The organism is Candidatus Sulfotelmatobacter sp. (assembly GCA_035498555.1).
Taxonomy (GTDB): Bacteria; Eisenbacteria; RBG-16-71-46; order RBG-16-71-46; family RBG-16-71-46; genus DATKAB01.
Genome location: DATKAB010000008.1, coordinates 13,815 through 29,441, shown reverse-complemented (window position 1 = coordinate 29,441; position 15,627 = coordinate 13,815). Strand labels below are relative to the sequence as shown.

The 15,627-nt window shown below is 69.3% G+C and carries 12 protein-coding genes; 6 read left to right on the top strand and 6 right to left on the bottom strand.

Annotated elements, in window-relative coordinates; all coding sequences use genetic code 11:
• Positions 1-128 precede the first annotated feature (128 nt).
• Positions 129-632, bottom strand: a complete 504-nt coding sequence (locus VMJ70_01190) for an NYN domain-containing protein (GenBank protein ID HTO89720.1) — start codon at positions 630-632, stop codon at positions 129-131.
• 107 nt (positions 633-739) lie between these two features.
• A complete protein-coding gene (locus VMJ70_01185) occupies positions 740-1,969 on the bottom strand; it encodes a YCF48-related protein (protein ID HTO89719.1) in 1,230 nt (409 codons plus the stop codon).
• Between the two features lie 344 nt (positions 1,970-2,313).
• Here VMJ70_01185 and VMJ70_01180 point away from each other — a divergent pair, with 344 nt between their 5' ends.
• The 4 genes from VMJ70_01180 to VMJ70_01165 all read left to right on the top strand — a co-directional run bounded on the left by VMJ70_01180 (position 2,314) and on the right by VMJ70_01165 (position 8,165).
• Entirely contained in the window at positions 2,314-3,267 is a 954-nt protein-coding gene (locus VMJ70_01180; GenBank protein HTO89718.1) for an ATP-binding cassette domain-containing protein, read from the top strand.
• On the top strand, positions 3,264-4,559 hold the full coding sequence (locus VMJ70_01175; GenBank protein ID HTO89717.1) for an ABC transporter permease: 1,296 nt from the start codon (positions 3,264-3,266) through the stop codon (positions 4,557-4,559). The genes VMJ70_01180 and VMJ70_01175 overlap by 4 nt, the downstream gene beginning before the upstream one ends.
• 8 nt (positions 4,560-4,567) lie before the next feature.
• Positions 4,568-5,965 carry an MFS transporter gene (locus VMJ70_01170; protein ID HTO89716.1) on the top strand — a complete coding sequence of 466 codons (1,398 nt, stop codon included), beginning with the start codon at positions 4,568-4,570 and terminating at the stop codon, positions 5,963-5,965.
• A gap of 439 nt (positions 5,966-6,404) precedes the next feature.
• The gene (locus VMJ70_01165) at positions 6,405-8,165 is read left to right on the top strand and encodes an NAD+ synthase (protein HTO89715.1); all 1,761 of its coding nucleotides are present in this window, start codon (positions 6,405-6,407) and stop codon (positions 8,163-8,165) included.
• Between the two features lie 120 nt (positions 8,166-8,285).
• Here VMJ70_01165 and VMJ70_01160 read toward each other — a convergent pair whose 3' ends face one another.
• The 4 genes from VMJ70_01160 to VMJ70_01145 form a co-directional block, all read right to left on the bottom strand.
• Entirely contained in the window at positions 8,286-8,843 is a 558-nt protein-coding gene (locus tag VMJ70_01160) for a hypothetical protein (protein HTO89714.1), read from the bottom strand.
• Between the two features lie 10 nt (positions 8,844-8,853).
• Positions 8,854-9,402 carry a hypothetical protein gene (locus VMJ70_01155; protein HTO89713.1) on the bottom strand — a complete coding sequence of 183 codons (549 nt, stop codon included), beginning with the start codon at positions 9,400-9,402 and terminating at the stop codon, positions 8,854-8,856.
• A 122-nt stretch (positions 9,403-9,524) separates the two neighbouring features.
• Positions 9,525-10,211, bottom strand: a complete 687-nt coding sequence (locus VMJ70_01150; protein ID HTO89712.1) for a phenylalanine--tRNA ligase beta subunit-related protein — start codon at positions 10,209-10,211, stop codon at positions 9,525-9,527.
• Positions 10,212-10,566: 355 nt separating this feature from the next.
• Complete coding sequence (locus VMJ70_01145) at positions 10,567-13,230, bottom strand: GreA/GreB family elongation factor (GenBank protein HTO89711.1); 2,664 nt, start codon at positions 13,228-13,230, stop codon at positions 10,567-10,569.
• A 169-nt stretch (positions 13,231-13,399) separates the two neighbouring features.
• Here VMJ70_01145 and VMJ70_01140 point away from each other — a divergent pair, with 169 nt between their 5' ends.
• Both VMJ70_01140 and rho read left to right on the top strand, forming a co-directional pair.
• Positions 13,400-13,945 carry a cob(I)yrinic acid a,c-diamide adenosyltransferase gene (locus tag VMJ70_01140; GenBank protein ID HTO89710.1) on the top strand — a complete coding sequence of 182 codons (546 nt, stop codon included), beginning with the start codon at positions 13,400-13,402 and terminating at the stop codon, positions 13,943-13,945.
• 492 nt (positions 13,946-14,437) lie between these two features.
• Positions 14,438-15,616 (top strand): transcription termination factor Rho, encoded by a 1,179-nt coding sequence (gene rho / locus VMJ70_01135; protein HTO89709.1) that lies wholly within the window; start codon positions 14,438-14,440, stop codon positions 15,614-15,616.
• Positions 15,617-15,627: the final 11 nt, after the last annotated feature.

Sequence of the window (15,627 nt, the reverse complement as noted above, 5' to 3'; positions counted from 1 at the left end):
GGTGCCCACCAGCCCGATCCTCAATCCCCGCCAGCACTCGCTCAAGTTGGCGGTCTAGCCGAAACGAACTGGCCGGATCGGCACACTCCCGATCCGGCCGTCAACATTCTTCGCCGCACAACCGAAGGCTAAATATCCCCGTCGGGATCGCCGCCGCCCCGTTTGCGAAACAGCTCGACCCACTCCTCGAGCTCCTTGCGCGTGAGCGTGGCCGGCTTCTCGGGCGTCTCGGCAGAGCCGGGTGCGCCGAGCGCGCTGGCGAGGAACAGATCGCTGAGCGCGATGTCGGCGCCCATGGCGCGCGCGTGGCGGGCCACCTCGAGGTCTGACGTCACCACCGTCAGATGTTCGCTCTTTTCGACCCGCTCCTCGACCAGCGTTCGGATCAGATCATCGGCGGTCGCGGGCGGCTTCGAGAAGCGCGTCTCGACACGCCCCAAGCGCGGCCCCTTCGACAGCCCTTCGCGCCCGTCGTAGACGATCAGAAACTTCACCTCGGGCCCCATCGCCCACGACAGCAGGTTCTCGAGCTTCTCGCGGGCTTCGGCGAGGGTGCGCCCGTCGCCGGGCTTGAGCTGCGGCGTGCGCAGGATGAGGTTGTAGCCGTCCACGATCACCAGCCGTTCGCTCATGCCTGCTCCGGATGCGGGGACGGTGAATGACGATTGCGGCGCGCCGTACGAGGGGTGCCCGCCGCGGGTAGGTCCGCGCCGCAGTCTAACCGAGCTTCAGACGGGACTCACTGCCCGCCGGTCCCGGTGTGCAGGATGCGGCCGTTGTCGCCGACCACCCAGCCACGCAGGGCATCCACGAAGTAGACGCCGCGCAGCGGATTGGCCGCCGGAGCAGTCTGGGGCTGCCAGGTCACGCCGCCGTCGAGGGTCTCGAGCACGATGCCGGTACCGTTGGCGCCTACTGCCCAGCCATGCGTGCTGGTGAGGAACATCACGCCTTCCAGCGAGTTCGCGGCGCCCGCGTTGTCCAGCTCCCAGGTGGTCGAATCCGCGCCCGCATAGCTGCGCAGCACGGTGCCCGCGGCGCCCACCGCGACCGCCATCGGCTCACTGCGGCGCCACACCCGCCTAAGGGGCTGGGTGGTGAGCGAGGGCTGCACGATGAACCACGTGTCGCCGCGATCATGGGTGCCCAGCACGACGCCGCCGTTGCCCACCGCCCAGCCGTCGAGGGTTCCGGCGAATGACACGCCATTGAGCGTGTTGGCTGTGGGATGAACGATGCTCCACGTGCCGCCGTGATCGAAGCTGCGAATGATCACGCCATTGGCGCCCACCGCCCAGCCCGTGTCGGGCGTCGCGAAGCACACGTCGATCAGGTTCTCGCTCGCGCCGGTCAGCACCACGGCCCAGGTCACGCCAGCGTCGGTGGTGTGCACTGCGGTCCCGTTGCCGCCGACCGCCCACCCTTCGGTGGCCGAGACGAACTTCACGGAATTGAGATTGAACGAGGTATTGCTGACGCGGCGCGTCCAGGTGGTCCCGGCATCGCCGGTGGTCAGGATCTCGCCCGCGGATCCCACCGCGCATCCGTTTCGGGCGTCACTCTGGAAGAACACGCTGTTGAGCTGCGCGGTCGAATTGCTCGTCTGCACGAACCACCCGCCGGTGGCTGGCAGCACCAGCACCGACGCGCTGTCGATCAGGCCGCCGGTCGCGGCGTAGAGCCAGGCAGTGCCTTCGCCCTTGCCGGTGACTCGGCCGGTATTGGTGACCGTGAACACCGAGGCGTCGGAGGTGTTCCAGGCGAAGGTCGCGCCCGGGACGGGATGACTCGAGAGATCGTACGCGGTCGCGGTGAACTGGATCGAGCCGTTGACCTTCACGCTGTCGGAGTGAATGTTGAGCGTCACCGCCGAGAGCGGCGGCAGCACGGGATTGGAGCCGCTGTTCGAGCACCCGTAGAGTGCGAAGATCGCCATCGCCAGTACTGAAAGAATTCGGAGCGAACGCATCCCGCTGACCTCGAAATCGGCCCGAGTAGTGCCGGGCGCCACGACGGGCATCCGGGGATCATCAGCCGCGTCGAGTTTCGCAAGAGCAAGGCCAGCCCGGGACACCGTCCCGCAAGGGTTTGGGGCCTTTCGAGGCGGCCGCAGGCTGAGAATCGGGCAGAAAGTAGCCTGCCGCCGCCCGGGTGAGGGATTTCTGAGCACCGGACGCCGGCCGCCTGCCGCCATTCACCGATCGCCGAACTCCGTCGGTCGAACCCGGCTTGAGGGGGCCTGAGCCATCTTCTAGGCTGCGATCCGGTTGCAATCGATGCGTCCCGCGACGCTTCGCACCCCGAGGAGGCCCGATGCTTCAGGTCCGCGACGTGGTCAAGAGCTACGACGGTCGCGCCGTCGTCAACCGCGTGTCGTTCGAGGTCCAGCCGGGCGAGATCTTCGCCCTGCTCGGGCCCAACGGCGCCGGCAAGACCACGCTCATCCGCATGATCACCGACATTCTGCGCCCCGATTCCGGCGAGATCCTGCTCGAAGGCCGCCCGGTGGGCGCCGAGCGCAGCTCGCGCATCGCCTATCTGCCCGAGGAACGCGGGCTGTATCGCAAGATTCCCGTGCTCGATGCGCTCGCCTACTACGGCGAGTTGAAGGGCATGCGCTCGCGGGTGGCGCGAGCCGCAGCCATGGAGCTGCTCACGCGCTTCGGACTCGAGACCTGGGCGAAGAAACAGGTGCAGGCGCTCTCGAAGGGCATGCAGCAGAAGGTGCAGCTCTGTACGGCGCTGATCGGCGAGCCGCGCCTCTTGATCCTCGACGAGCCGTTCAGCGGGCTCGATCCGCTCAACGTGCAGCTGTTCGAGGACGTGCTGGGCGAGCGCCGCCGTGCCGGCTCCACCGTGCTGCTCTCCACGCACCAGATGAACAAAGTCGAGCAGCTCTGCGATCGGGCGCTGCTCATCAACCGCGGGCACATGGTGATGTACGGTTCGGTGCGCGAGCTGCGCAGGCAGTACGCCGAACACGCGGTGCTGGTCGAGGCGGTCGCGCTGCCCGAGACGATCCCGGGCGTGCGCCGCGCGGAGCGCGTGAACGGCGCCACCAAGCTGGTGCTCGAAAGCGAAGCCGGCCCGTCGGCGGTGCTGCGCTCGCTGGTCAGCGCCGGCGTGGCGATCGAGTCCTACACGCCGGCCGAGCCGCCGCTCGAGGACATCTTCGTGCACGTCGTGACTCAGGGCATCGGGCTGGATGAAGGCCGCAGCGGCGCTCCCACCGTGGACGAACTGCACCCCGCGGGAGGTGCGTCATGAGATTCTCCCCGACGCGCGCGCTCACCATCGCGCGCCGCGAGTACCTCACCACCATCCGGCGCAAGGCGTTCGTCTTCACGCTCGTGTTCGTCCCGCTCTACTACGCGCTGATTTCGGCGTTGCCGGCCTATCTCGCGGGGAACAGCAGTCGCAAGCGCCTGGCCGAAACCCACCAGATCGCGGTCGTGGACTCGAGCGGCGCCCTGGCCAACGCGCCCCGCGAAATCCGCACCGAGGTGACCGCCGGCGGAAGTCCGTTCGCCGCCAAGAAACCCAATCAACAGCCCGAGGTGTTCACCGCGCACGTCGAGTTCTATCCGGATCAGGCCTCGGGCGAGGCCGCCGTGCGCGCGGGCCGGGCGAATCAGCTGCTGGTGATGTCGCCGGACTATCTCCAGAGCGGCCGGATGCGACGCTACATCAAGCAGAGCAGCCTGTTCGGCGAGGGCCAGGACCGCAGCCTGCGGAATTGGCTGACCAGCGCGCTGATCGCCGGCGCGGTCGAGTCGACCCGCGCCGGGCGCGCCAGCCGTCCGATGGCCGGGATCCAGGATTTCACGCTCGATCGCCACGACCAGTGGATCCTGAAGGACGACGCGCGCGATGCGGTCGACATCTTCCTGCCGATCGGCGTGGCGCTGCTGCTGGCCATGTCGATCGTGATCGGCGGCCAGTACCTGCTGCAGGGCGTGAGCGAGGAGAAGGAATCGCGAATCCTCGAGTCGCTGCTCTGCACCGTGACCCCCGACGATCTCATGGTGGGCAAGCTGCTGGGTCTCGGCACCGCCGGCATGACGCTGGTGGCGGCCTGGACCTTCGCCGGGCTCACCTTCGGCGGACCCGTGGCGGGGTTGGTGGGCGCGCGTTTCACGCCGTCGCTGATGGTGTTCGGCGTGGTCTACTTCGGCCTCGGCTACCTGTTCTACGCCAGCCTGATGACCGCGATCGGCGCGATCGCCAACAATCTTCGCGAGGCGCAGCAGATCGCCTACATGTTCACGTTCGCGAACTTCATTCCGATGATCGTGTGGTTCTCGGTGGTGGACCAGCCGAACGGGGCCCTGGCGCGCGGCTTCTCGCTGTTCCCGCTCACCGCCGCGACCACCATGCTGATGCGGCTCAGCACCGGCGCCGCGATTCCGGTCTGGGAACTGGCGCTGTCGCTGGCGCTGCTGGCCGGCTCGGCGGCGCTCGCGTTGCGGATCGGCGCTCGCGTGTTCCGCACCGGGCTGCTCATGTACGGCAAGACCCCAAACCTGCCCGAGATCCTGCGCTGGGTCCGGCAGTCGTGACCCCGGTCGTGCCTCGGCGCTGGCGCGTGTTTCCCGCGCTGGCGCTGGGCACGATCGTGGCGACGCTCGACATCAGCGTCGTCAATCTGGCGCTGCCGGCGATCGCCGGTGAATATCACTCTCCGCTCACGCGCGTGAGCTGGGTGGTGCTGGCCTACGTGCTGGTGATCACCGGCCTGCTGCTCGCCCTCGGTCGCCTGGCCGATCGCGCCGGGCGCCGCCGGCTCTACGCGCTCGGCCTCGTGATCTTTCTCGCCTCGTCGCTGGCCTGCGCCGCCGCGCCGGCGGTGGGCTGGCTGATCGCCGCGCGCGCCGTTCAGGGACTGGGCGCCGCGATGATGTCGGCAAACGCCACCGCGCTGCTGGTCGCGGCCTTCCCCGAGACGGAGCGCGGCCGCGCGATCGGCGCATTCGGAGCCTCGGTCGGCGTTGGCCTCGCGGCCGGGCCGCCGCTCGGCGGGCTGGTGGTCAGCGCCCTCTCCTGGCGCTGGCTGTTCCTCATCAACCTGCCGATCGGCCTGATCGCGCTGTGGCTCCTCCAGCGAAACGTACCCGAGGACGCGCCGGTGGCCGAGCCGCAGCCACTCGGGCTCGCCTCGGTCGTGACCTGGTCGGCGGGGCTCGCCGCGCTGATGGTCGCGCTCTCGCTCGGACCCGAGCGCGGCTGGACGTCGCGCACGGTCGTGATGGCCGCAGGCGCGGCGTTCGTGCTGCTCGCCGCATTCGCGTGGGCCGAGTCGCGCGAATCCCAGCCGTTGCTCCCCTGGGATCTGCTCCGCGGGCCGCTGGGTCCCGCCGCGTTCCTCACGCTGCTCGGGCAGGTGCTGTCGATCGCGGTCGCGTTCCTGCTGCCTCCCTACCTCGAGGTGGTGCGTGGTCTCGATGCGCGTCACGCCGGTGGCTGGCTCGCGGTCCTCCCGGTCGCGGCGCTGTTGTGCGCCCCGCTCGCCGGCCGCTGGTCCGATCGAGTGGGCACTCGTCTTCTCAGCGTCGGCGGCCTGCTGCTGGTCGCAGGCGGGGATTTCCTGCTCGCGAGGATGGGTGGCTCGGCTCGCGGGCTGCTGCCCGGGGCGATCCTGATCGGCGTGGGCCTCGGCCTATTCACCGTCCCGAACGCTTCGGTGGTGATGGGTTCGGTGCCCGCGCATCGGCTCGGGCTCGCCTCCGGGCTCCAGGCGACGATGCGCAACCTGGGGCTGGCCGCGGGCACGGCGGGCACCGCCGCGCTCACCACGTTGCTCTATCGCCGCGCCACGGGCGAGCCGCTGGTGGTGGGCCCGGGAGCCCAGGGCCAGGCCCTGGCTGCGGCGATATGCACCGCGTTTCTGTGGCTCGGCTGGCTCGCCTTCGGGGGGGCCGCTCTGGCCGCGATACAGCCCGCGACGAAGGCCGGGGCCCGCGGCTGACTGCCCATCCGGGCAGTCGCGATCCGCACGGACTGTAAGGAAATCCGCCATGTTTCCGGTACCGGGCTGGACGTAGATTTTGCTTGGCGCCGCGGAGCCCATGCTGCCACAATCGTTTGCGTTGTCTGAAGCCCGTGAGGGCACGGGAACGGGACTTGCGAGATCGTTCCCAATGGCGCCGGACCGTGATCCGGCACCCTCAGACGATTCAAGAGCCCGTGGTCGCTCCCGAAAGGAATGGGTCCTGCGAGGCCCCGGACGGCCGGCGGGTCGGAAGTCGGCGAGACGGCACCAAGCGCTGAACTCAAGGCTTCCCTCTTGAAGTGGGCGGGCACCGATCGCCCGCTCCGAAACGGGACCGCCCGGCCTCGGCCGGGCGTTTTCGTTTTCCTGTCGTTCGCTTGCGCGGACCCATCAAGCGCCGCACAATCGCCCGCCCATGCGACGACTGCGTCTCGGGCTCGCCCAGATCAATCCCACCGTCGGCGATCTCGACGGCAACTTCCGGCAGATCGTCGAATCCATCGAGAAGGCGCGTGCCTCCGGAGTGGACCTGCTGGCGCTGCCGGAGATGGTGATCACCGGCTATCCACCCGAGGATCTGCTGCTCAAGCCGTCGTTCATCGAGCGCGCCATGCAGCGGACTCACGAGCTGCTCCCGCACACCCGCGGCATGACGGTGGTGGTGGGAACGGTGGATCGCGACGTGGATCTGTTCAACGCCGCGGCGATCCTCCACGACGGCGCCTGGGCCGGGACCTACCGCAAGCGCTATCTGCCGAACTACGGCGTGTTCGACGAGAACCGCTACTTCATGCCTTCGACCTCGAATCCGGTGTTCGTGCGCGAAGGCGCGGTGATCGGCGTCAACATCTGCGAGGACATCTGGTACTCGGGCGGTCCGGTCGAGGAGCAGGTGTTCCGCGGCGGCGCCGAGGTCGTGATCAACGTCTCGGCCTCGCCCTACCACGCCGGAAAGGCGCAACAGCGGCGCCGCATGTTGTGCACGCGCGCGGCCGACAATCTGGTGGTGGTCTGCTACGTGAACCTGGTGGGCGGGCAGGACGAGGTGATCTACGACGGCTGCAGCCTGATCATCGATCAGCAGGGTCAGGTGCTCGCCGACGGCGCGATGTTCCAGGAAGACCTGCTGGTCGCCGACGTCAATCTCGACGACGTCTTCAACGCCCGCCTCCACAATCCCCTGCTGCGCAAGGGCCGCGTGCTCGAGGGCGGCGAGCCCGCGGTGCGCGTCACCCTCGGGCGCCAGGAGCCGGGCGAGGGGCATGCGGCGGTGGCGGTCGCGGTGGCGCCCCGACCGGCGATGGCCCGGCGCGCGGCGCAACCGACGCAGGAACTCGCGGCCGAGATCTATCAGGCGCTGGTGCTCGGCACGCGCGACTACGTGCGCAAGAATGGATTCGAGACCGTGGTGCTCGGGCTCTCGGGCGGCGTGGATTCCGCGCTGACCGCCTGCATCGCGGTGGACGCGCTCGGCCCCGAGCACGTGGTCGGCGTCTCGATGCCCACGCGCTTCACTTCCGCCGCCTCCAGGGAGGATGCCACCGCGCTGGCGCAGAACCTGGGCCTCCGCCTGATCGAGCTGCCGATCGACGAGCTGTTCGAGGGCTACCTGCGCACGCTCTCCACGCAATTCGCCGGGCGCGCGCCCGATATCACCGAGGAGAACCTGCAGGCGCGCATCCGCGGCAACGAGCTGATGGCGCTCTCCAACAAGTTCGGCTGGCTGGTGCTCACCACCGGAAACAAGAGCGAGATCTCGGTCGGCTACTGCACCCTCTACGGCGACACCGCTGGCGGCTTCGCGGTGCTGAAGGACGTCTACAAGACGAACGTTTACCAGCTCGCGCGCCACCGCAACGGCAGCGGGCTGGGCCCGATCCCCGAGCGCACGCTGTCGCGCGCGCCGAGCGCCGAGCTCCGCGCCGATCAGACCGATCAGGACACGCTCCCCCCCTACGACGTGCTCGATCCGATCCTGCGCATGTACGTCGAGGAGGATCGCTCGGCCGGCGAGATCGCCGAGATGGGCTACGACCTCGAGACCGTGCGCCGCGTGTTCCGCATGGTGGACCGCGCCGAGTACAAGCGCCGCCAGAGCCCGCCCGGCATCAAGATCACGCCGCGCGCCTTCGGCAAGGACCGGCGGCTCCCGATCACCAATCGCTGGCGGGGTTAGCTCCTTCGGGGGATGCCGCTCGCGGCGGCGCTCCCTCGCGCCCCGCGCTCGACCCCCTCTGAAAAGCCCCGGCGCCGGGTCTCTCGCGAGATCCGGCGCCGTTGGGTTGCGGACACCCGGCTATTGGCCGGCGTCGATCACGATGGCGAACACGCCGTTCTTCACCTGGAAGGTCGCCGCGCTGGTGTTGCTGAGCACGTAGGCGGTGAAGATGCCGTCGCCCTTCAGCTCCGTCACGATCGCGTTCTTGCCGTCCGCGGTGAACAGCGCCGCCGACTTGTCCCAGTCGATGGTCGCGCTCTGGCCCGCGTTGAGGTGGAACGGACCCCACACGCGTTTCGCCGAGGCGTCGCCCTTGACCGCGGCCGAGGTGGTGTAGCTGGTGGTGGTGGGCGTGATCCAGACCTCGACATCGATCGCGGCCGGCGGCGAGGTCGTATTGGTGATGTCGGCGAGCACCGCGAAGTCGGCGAGGTCCTTGACGTTGTCCTTGTGGTCCTTGTACTCCGAGATCGTATTCAGATCCACGTTGGCCGAGCCCACGCCGCCGGCGACCGTCACGTCGATCGGGGTCGGCAGGTTGAACTTGACCAGGAACTGGCCGGAGATCAGCGGGCATCCCGCCGCGGTCAGCGTCGCCAGGGCGACGCTCAGGATTCCGATGCGAATTTTGTTCATGGCGGGCCCCCTAGTGGACCGGCAGCCGGTAGGTGAGCCCGGCGGTGGCGCTGGCGAACTTGCGAGACGTGTCGCTCGTGATCAGGGCGTCCATCTGGCCGCGAATGTCGAGCGCGGTGTAAGGCAGCACCTTGAACATGAGCCCGAGGCCGAAATCGTAGGTGGTCTTGGTGATGTCGCTCACGCCCGATTGCTTGTAGGTGCCCGAACCGATTCCCACGTACGGGAAGACCGCGAGGCCCGAGCCCATCGCGGTGAGCGCCACGTTGGCACCGTAGCTCGAGAACTGTCCGCCGTCGCGCGTCTGGCTGCCGAGCGCGCCGAAGGTTTCGTTGGCGTCACCCAGCGTCGAAGACTGCCAGAAGGGTTCGATGGTGATCAGCGGAAGCACACGAATCGGCGCGCGGAACCCGTAGATCGCTCCGGTCTTGGCGTTGTCCATCAGCACGGGATAGTTGATGCCGCCAAAGGCACCGACTCCGATTCCAAGCGATGTCGCTCGAGCCGCACCGGGAACCAGCGCGAGCAAGAGTAGCGCGGCTGCGAACCGCATTCTCATGACAACCTCCCCAGAAAAGTGGCTCCGGCGGCCCCAGGTGCAGGGGTTGCGCTCGGCGAGAGCACCAAACTCTAGGCTGCGGCTCAAGCCCCGGTCAAGCCCAGGGGGGCGCCCCGGGACCCTCAGTTGACGACGCGAACCGCCACCACGTGAGCCGAGCAGAAGCGGGTCAGCAGGTCGGCCAGGCGCTCGAGCGCGACCGAGAGATGGGTCCCCACCCGATCGCTCGGGCAGTACATCACCACCACCACGTGGCGGGTGCGGGGCCCAACCGAGGTGCGCGCCGAATCCGAGGTCGGCGCGCCGAACGGCCCCTCGTCGTCGGCCAGCAGCATGCGGCCTTCGAGGTTGACCCGATGCTTGCGGATCCCCGAGTAGCCTTCCCCTGGGGTTCCGACGCGCGCGCGCATCATGCCTTTCAGCTGGTCCCGGTCGTAGAGGCCGAGCGGCAGCTGGTGCTCGAGCGAGCAGAGGTTGCAGACATCCACGGCCGGATTCACGCGCGGGAGCCCCTTCCCCTGCAGCACCCGGCGAAGCAGAGCCTCGCTGCTCGGGCGCGTCTTGGTCGGATCGAGGTCGAGCCGGTGGAAGAGCGCGCGCGTCTCGGCCACGCCGGGGATGTCGGCCGGGGACTTGCCGGCGAACGCCGCGATCAGATGCGACGTCACGCGCTCGGCTTCCGCGTCGAATTCCGTGGGAAGTGGTTCGAGCCGGAGATGCTCCGCTTCGAGCACGCCGAGCGCCAGCGCACCGCGCAGCGTCTCGTCCACCTCGAGCGTCACACCCGGCGCGCGCGCCTGGAGTGCCATGCGCCCTCGTGCGACCGGTGATGCTTCTCGACTTCGACATCTGCCCGCGAACACATGGCGAGAAGTTCAGCGGGCGGCGGGAAATCCCTTTCCGACCCAACAGAACGGACGGCCCATGGACCGTCCCACGGTTCGGCCAAACTTCAATGTCATCGCCGCCCACAAGAGCAGCGTCGCAGCGCGCCGGACGGCGCGCGAGATCTCGAGTTTCGCGTCGCGCGGCCCGGAGGTCGGCGACGCGGCGCGTACCATAGCCTGACCGTCGCCGAGCGAAAAGCTTTTTTCGCGTGCCGCGCCGAAAATTTTTTTCGGCCCTTTCGAGCCTTGACTTGGCTCGAGAGGATGTGCTCGCGACTCAGCCGGTTGCGAGCGGGTCTGCACCCTCGACCGGCGGGAGGCGGCGCTCGATCGAGACCACGCGATAGCGGCGGCGATGTTCAGCCTCGCCCAACTCCGCTTCGTCTCCAATCGAGAGTCCCATCAGCGCGCGACCCACGGGGGACTGGAAGGAGATCACGTGGTCGCCGTGGTGCTGCTCGCCTTCGCCGAGGATCCAGTAGGTCGTGACCTCGTCGTCGCTCTCGAGCGCGACCTCGCTGCCGAGCCCCACCACGCCATCCTTGTACTCGGCCTCGTCCACGAAGCGCGCGCGCGCCAGGCGCAGCTGGAGCGAGGCCACCAGCTTGCTGACGTTGGACTGCTTGAGCTTCGCCGAGTGGAACTCGGCGTTCTCGCGCAGATCGCCCAGCTCGCGGGCGCGCTGGATGGTCTGCGGAATCGTGGTGCGCAGCTCCTTCTGCAACCGCTCGAGCTCTTTCGAGAGGCGATTCCAGGTCGCGCGCGTCATCACGGGAATGTCCGAATCTTCCGCCTGCTTGCCCACGCTCTCGAACAGCTTGTCGGTCTTCTGCTGGCGCTGCTGCGCGAGCCACTCGACCTCTTCGCCGAGCCCCAGCCGCTTCATCGCGTCCAGCGTCGGGAACAGGAAGCGATCGCTCGAGCGCCACTGGCGGAGCAGCACGCGAATACGGAGCTGGGTCTCGTCGGGCCGCGGGAGGTTCGCGAGCATCCGATCGATCGCTCCTCCGGGTTCGAGCAGGCGCAGGATCTTCTCGGCGGTCGAGGGCTTCGGCTTGTCCTCGATCAGCGTCATCGCCGCCACCAGCACCTGCCAGCCATCGGCGGGTTTGCCGGCCGACGTCTCTTCGATCAGCCGCAGCGCGGCGGCCGGATGGCGCGTGGCGTGCTCGAGGAGCGTGCGCCGCAGCTCGGCCCGGCCGGCGTCGTCGAGCTGCGCCTGGAAGAACTCGGCGCGCTCGCGCACCGCCGCGAAGCGCGAATCGAGCGCCGAGAGAATCGCCTCGGCCTCCACCCCGACCGCGTGCGAGACCTCGAGCAGCGCGAGCTGTTCGTCCTCGCCGGCCAGCTCGCCGATCTCGAGCCCCTGCTCCCACAGCGACTGCAGCACCCGGCCCCATTCGGCGGCGCGCTCCGGATTCCAGCGGGTGAAGTAGAGTCCGGCGCGCGCGCGATCCACGCGCTCGCCCTCGGCATCCTTCATCACTCGCTCGACGGTGCGGCCAAAGCGCTGCGCGAGCGGTTTCTCGACGTTCGGGTGCTGCGCCAGGAACCGGCGGATCTTGGCCAGCTCGTGGCGCGCCGGCTTGCGCGGCTCGAGCGCCGGCAACGGTACCGCGTCGCCCGAGGACGCGCTGCCCTCGGCCGCCAGCCGATAACGCTGCTCGAAGGCCCGCGACGAGTCGATGCGCGCGTCCTTCTCGGCCGCGGCTCTGGCCTTGCGCCAGAACGAGGTCCACTCGGTGGAAGGAATCAGGTCCGAGCCCACCAGGAATACCTTGAGCTTCTGCGCGTCGGCGTCTCCGTTGAGCGACTTGAGCGCGCGCACCAGCGTGGTCGCCGGATCCTCGGCGATCAGCTTCTTCAGCCCGGCCGCGTCCGAGACCTTGAGCAGGCGCAAATCTCCCGCGTCGATCGGCGTCAACGTGCGCTGGGCGGCGAGAAACGGCATGCGGTGATGCTTCGAGTGCGCGAAGTCGATGAGCACGTTCTCGCCGTCGTTGGCGGCGATCCGCCCGGCGCCGAACGAGGCGTGATGAACCGCGCGGCCGGGCGCGAGCGCCGCGGTGCGATCGAACCGCTCGAGCGCTGCGTCGAGCGGCTGGGAGCGATCCTCGAGGCCCGCGCCGCGGATCACGCCGTCGGGATCGGGCAGCTCCTTCGCCGGCCCCTGCCGCAGCGCGGTCACGACGCTGTCGCGGAACGGCTCGCCGGCGATCGCGCCGCCGCCCGCCATGGCCCGGGTGGCCACCTCGCGCAGGGGCCCATAGAGCCGGCCGAGAGCGCCGGCCTTCGCCAGCGGCGGCGCCGCGATCTCGACCAGCTGGCGGCACTCGGCGATCGCGCCCTGGGTCGCGACCGTGGGGAGAATCGCCACCAGTCGCGAGAGCCCCTCGAGGTCGTCGTGCTCGACGAACTCGAGCGCCGCCTCTTCCAGCCCGGCCCAGCGTTGCGCCGCGGCGAAGCGGGGCAGCATCTCGGTGAGGATCTCGCGCCGCCGCTTGGCCTCGCCCGCTTCGCCCAACCGCACTGCCAGCAGCAGCGCCAGCTCGAGATCGTCGGGGGTCACCGCCCAGGCGCGCTCGAGCGCGTCGAGGCGGGCCGGATCCTTCTTCAGCGCCTCGTGCGCCTGCACCAGCAGCCGGGCCCCGGCCTGGGTGGCCTCGAGATCCAACGCGCGCTCGGCCACCGCGGCCAGCGCCTCCCACTTCTTCTCGGCGGCCAGACGCTCGCCGAGCGCCAGCAGCGTTTGGAGCGCGCGCTCGATCTCGCCGTGGAGGGCGCAGGCTGCCGCCAGCAGGTACTCGACGGCGTGTGCGGCTCCTGGCTGGCGCAGCCGCGCGGCGCATTCATCGCGAACCATGACGAGCTGGCCTTCGGCCTGCGCGTCGTGCGCCAGCTGTTCCAGCTGAGCGCGCGTGTCGGAGTCGAGTTGAGTCACGCCTTCGCCGCGCAAAACCGCGGAGAGGGCGTCGCGTATGGACATGCGTTCCGGTGTCCCGGCCAGGAGAGAGCCGCTGCGGAAAGGGGGCGGACATGATGCCGGGGAGCGCCCCCCGGCGCAAGCGCGGCGGTGGCGAGCCCCGCACCCGCCGGCTACACTCCGCGCCATGAAGATCTACACGCGCACCGGCGACGACGGGTTTACCGGCGTGCTGGGCCCCGAGCGGATGCTGAAAAGCGCGCCGCGCGTCGAGGCCTACGGCCAGGTGGACGAGCTGAACGCGGCGCTCGGCGCGGCGCGCGCGCTCGATCTGCAGGGCTGGCTCCACGCCGAGCTCGACTCGGCGCAGCGGATGCTGTTCCACGTCGGCGCCGAGCTGGCCACCCCTTCGGCGGATTCGCTCGCGCAGCTCCCGCGCGTCGGCGACGAAGACGTCGTGGCGCTCGAGAACGTGATCGATCGTCTCGAGGGCCAGCTCCCACCGCTCAGGAACTTCGTGCTGCCGCAGGGAACTCCACTCGCCGCCCAGCTCCACGTGGCACGCGCGGTGTGCCGGCGCGCCGAGCGCCACGTCGTGGGGCTCGCGCAGTCGGAGAAGATCGAACCGCGGCTGATCCGCTACCTGAACCGGCTCGCCGACCTGCTGTTCGTGATGGCGCGCTGGTGCAACGCTCGCGCGGGCGTGGCCGAGGCGGAGTGGAGGGGGCGCTAGCCTCCCGAGCGGGCTGGACTTTTGCAACCGCCCCGGCCATAATGCCTGCGCACACCGATCCGAACGCGGCCCCTCGCCGCGGCGGTCCAGAATCTTCCGGATCGCGCATCCATCAGCTTCAGCTCCGTGCGAGGGCGGCCTGCGTTTCGTGAGCGCGTAGCGCTCTCGCCCGTTCCTCTGCATCGTCCGCGCATCGGCGCGCCGGCGGAGAACGAGACGTAGAGCGATCCGGACGAGGCGAGTTCTCGGCGCCGTCGTTCGCAACCGGTGGTCCCGCGGGAGTCGTTCTGGACCGTCTTTGATGTGCCCCACGAATGAGCGCCGCTCGAACGGCGCCAGTGCCAAGCGCAACCGGCTCCCCAAGCCGACTGACGCACCGCACCTGAGGAAGCTCGAATGAGACCACGACGTCGCCGTCCCCGCGGTCCGCGCCCGCCGCAACCGGGCATTGGCCCCATGCAAGGTAGTTCCTTCGATCCCGGAGCCAGTCCGATGGTCCGCGAGGGCGGCGGCATGCCGGGAGGAGCGCCCGGCGGCGTGGGCGGAGGTGGAATGGGCGGTGGCGGCGGAATGGGTGGTGGCGGTGGCGGTGGCCAGGGCCGGCGGCGCCGGCGCCGCTCGCGCGGCTATCGGCCGCTGTCGAATGCCGCGCCCCAGCCGTACTCGAACAACGGCCAGCCCGACACGGGGCAGGACCGCCGCGGTGGCGGTGGTGGCCGCCCGCAGGGCCGGCGCCGTGGCCGCGAGCGCCCGGGACGGCCGCAACGCCGTGGCCTCGAAGTGCTGCGCGATCTCCAGCAGATCGGCGTCGCGCTGGATCCCACCGAGCGCCTGATCCTCGAGCTGCCGCCAGGCGAGGGCAACCCCCCCTACGGCGATCGCATCACCGGCCGGGCCATCGACATCATCGCCCCGATTGGACGCGGGCAGCGCTGCCTGATCGTTTCGCCGCCCAAGGCCGGCAAGACCCGCATCCTGCAGATCATTGCGGCAAGTGTGGCGTTCAACCATCCCGACGTCGGCGTCTACGCGTTGCTGGTCGACGAGCGCCCCGAGGAAGTCACCGACTTCCGCCGCAACACCCCGGCCAACGTAATCGCCGCTTCGAGCGACATGACCATCGAGGAGCACATCTCGACCGCCGAGTACGCGATGGAGGTGGTCGCCGGCCAGGTGCTCGAAGGAAAAGACGTGGTGCTGCTGCTCGACTCGATCACGCGCCTCGCGCGCGCCTACAACGCCGGCTCCGAGGGCAGCGGCCGCACCATGTCGGGCGGACTCGATTCGAACGCCATGCAGTCGCCGCGGCAGATCTTCGGCGCGGCCCGCAAGATCGAGAACGGCGGCTCGCTCACCATCATCGGCACCGCCTTGATCGACACCGGCTCGCGCATGGACCAGATCATCTTCGAGGAGTTCAAGGGCACCGGAAACAGCGAGATCTACCTGTCGCGCGAGCTGGCCGAGCGGCGCATCTATCCGGCCATCGACATCGCCAAGAGCGGCACGCGCAAGGAGGAGAAGCTCTACCCGCCCGAGATCGTGCCGCGCATGCATCTGCTGCGGCGCGGCCTCGCCGGGCTGCACCCGCAGGAAGCCATGACCAAGCTGCTCGAGCTCCTGAATCGCTGCAAGACCAACGAAGAGATCTTCGACCTGCTGCGCTCCTAGGCTCGGCTTGA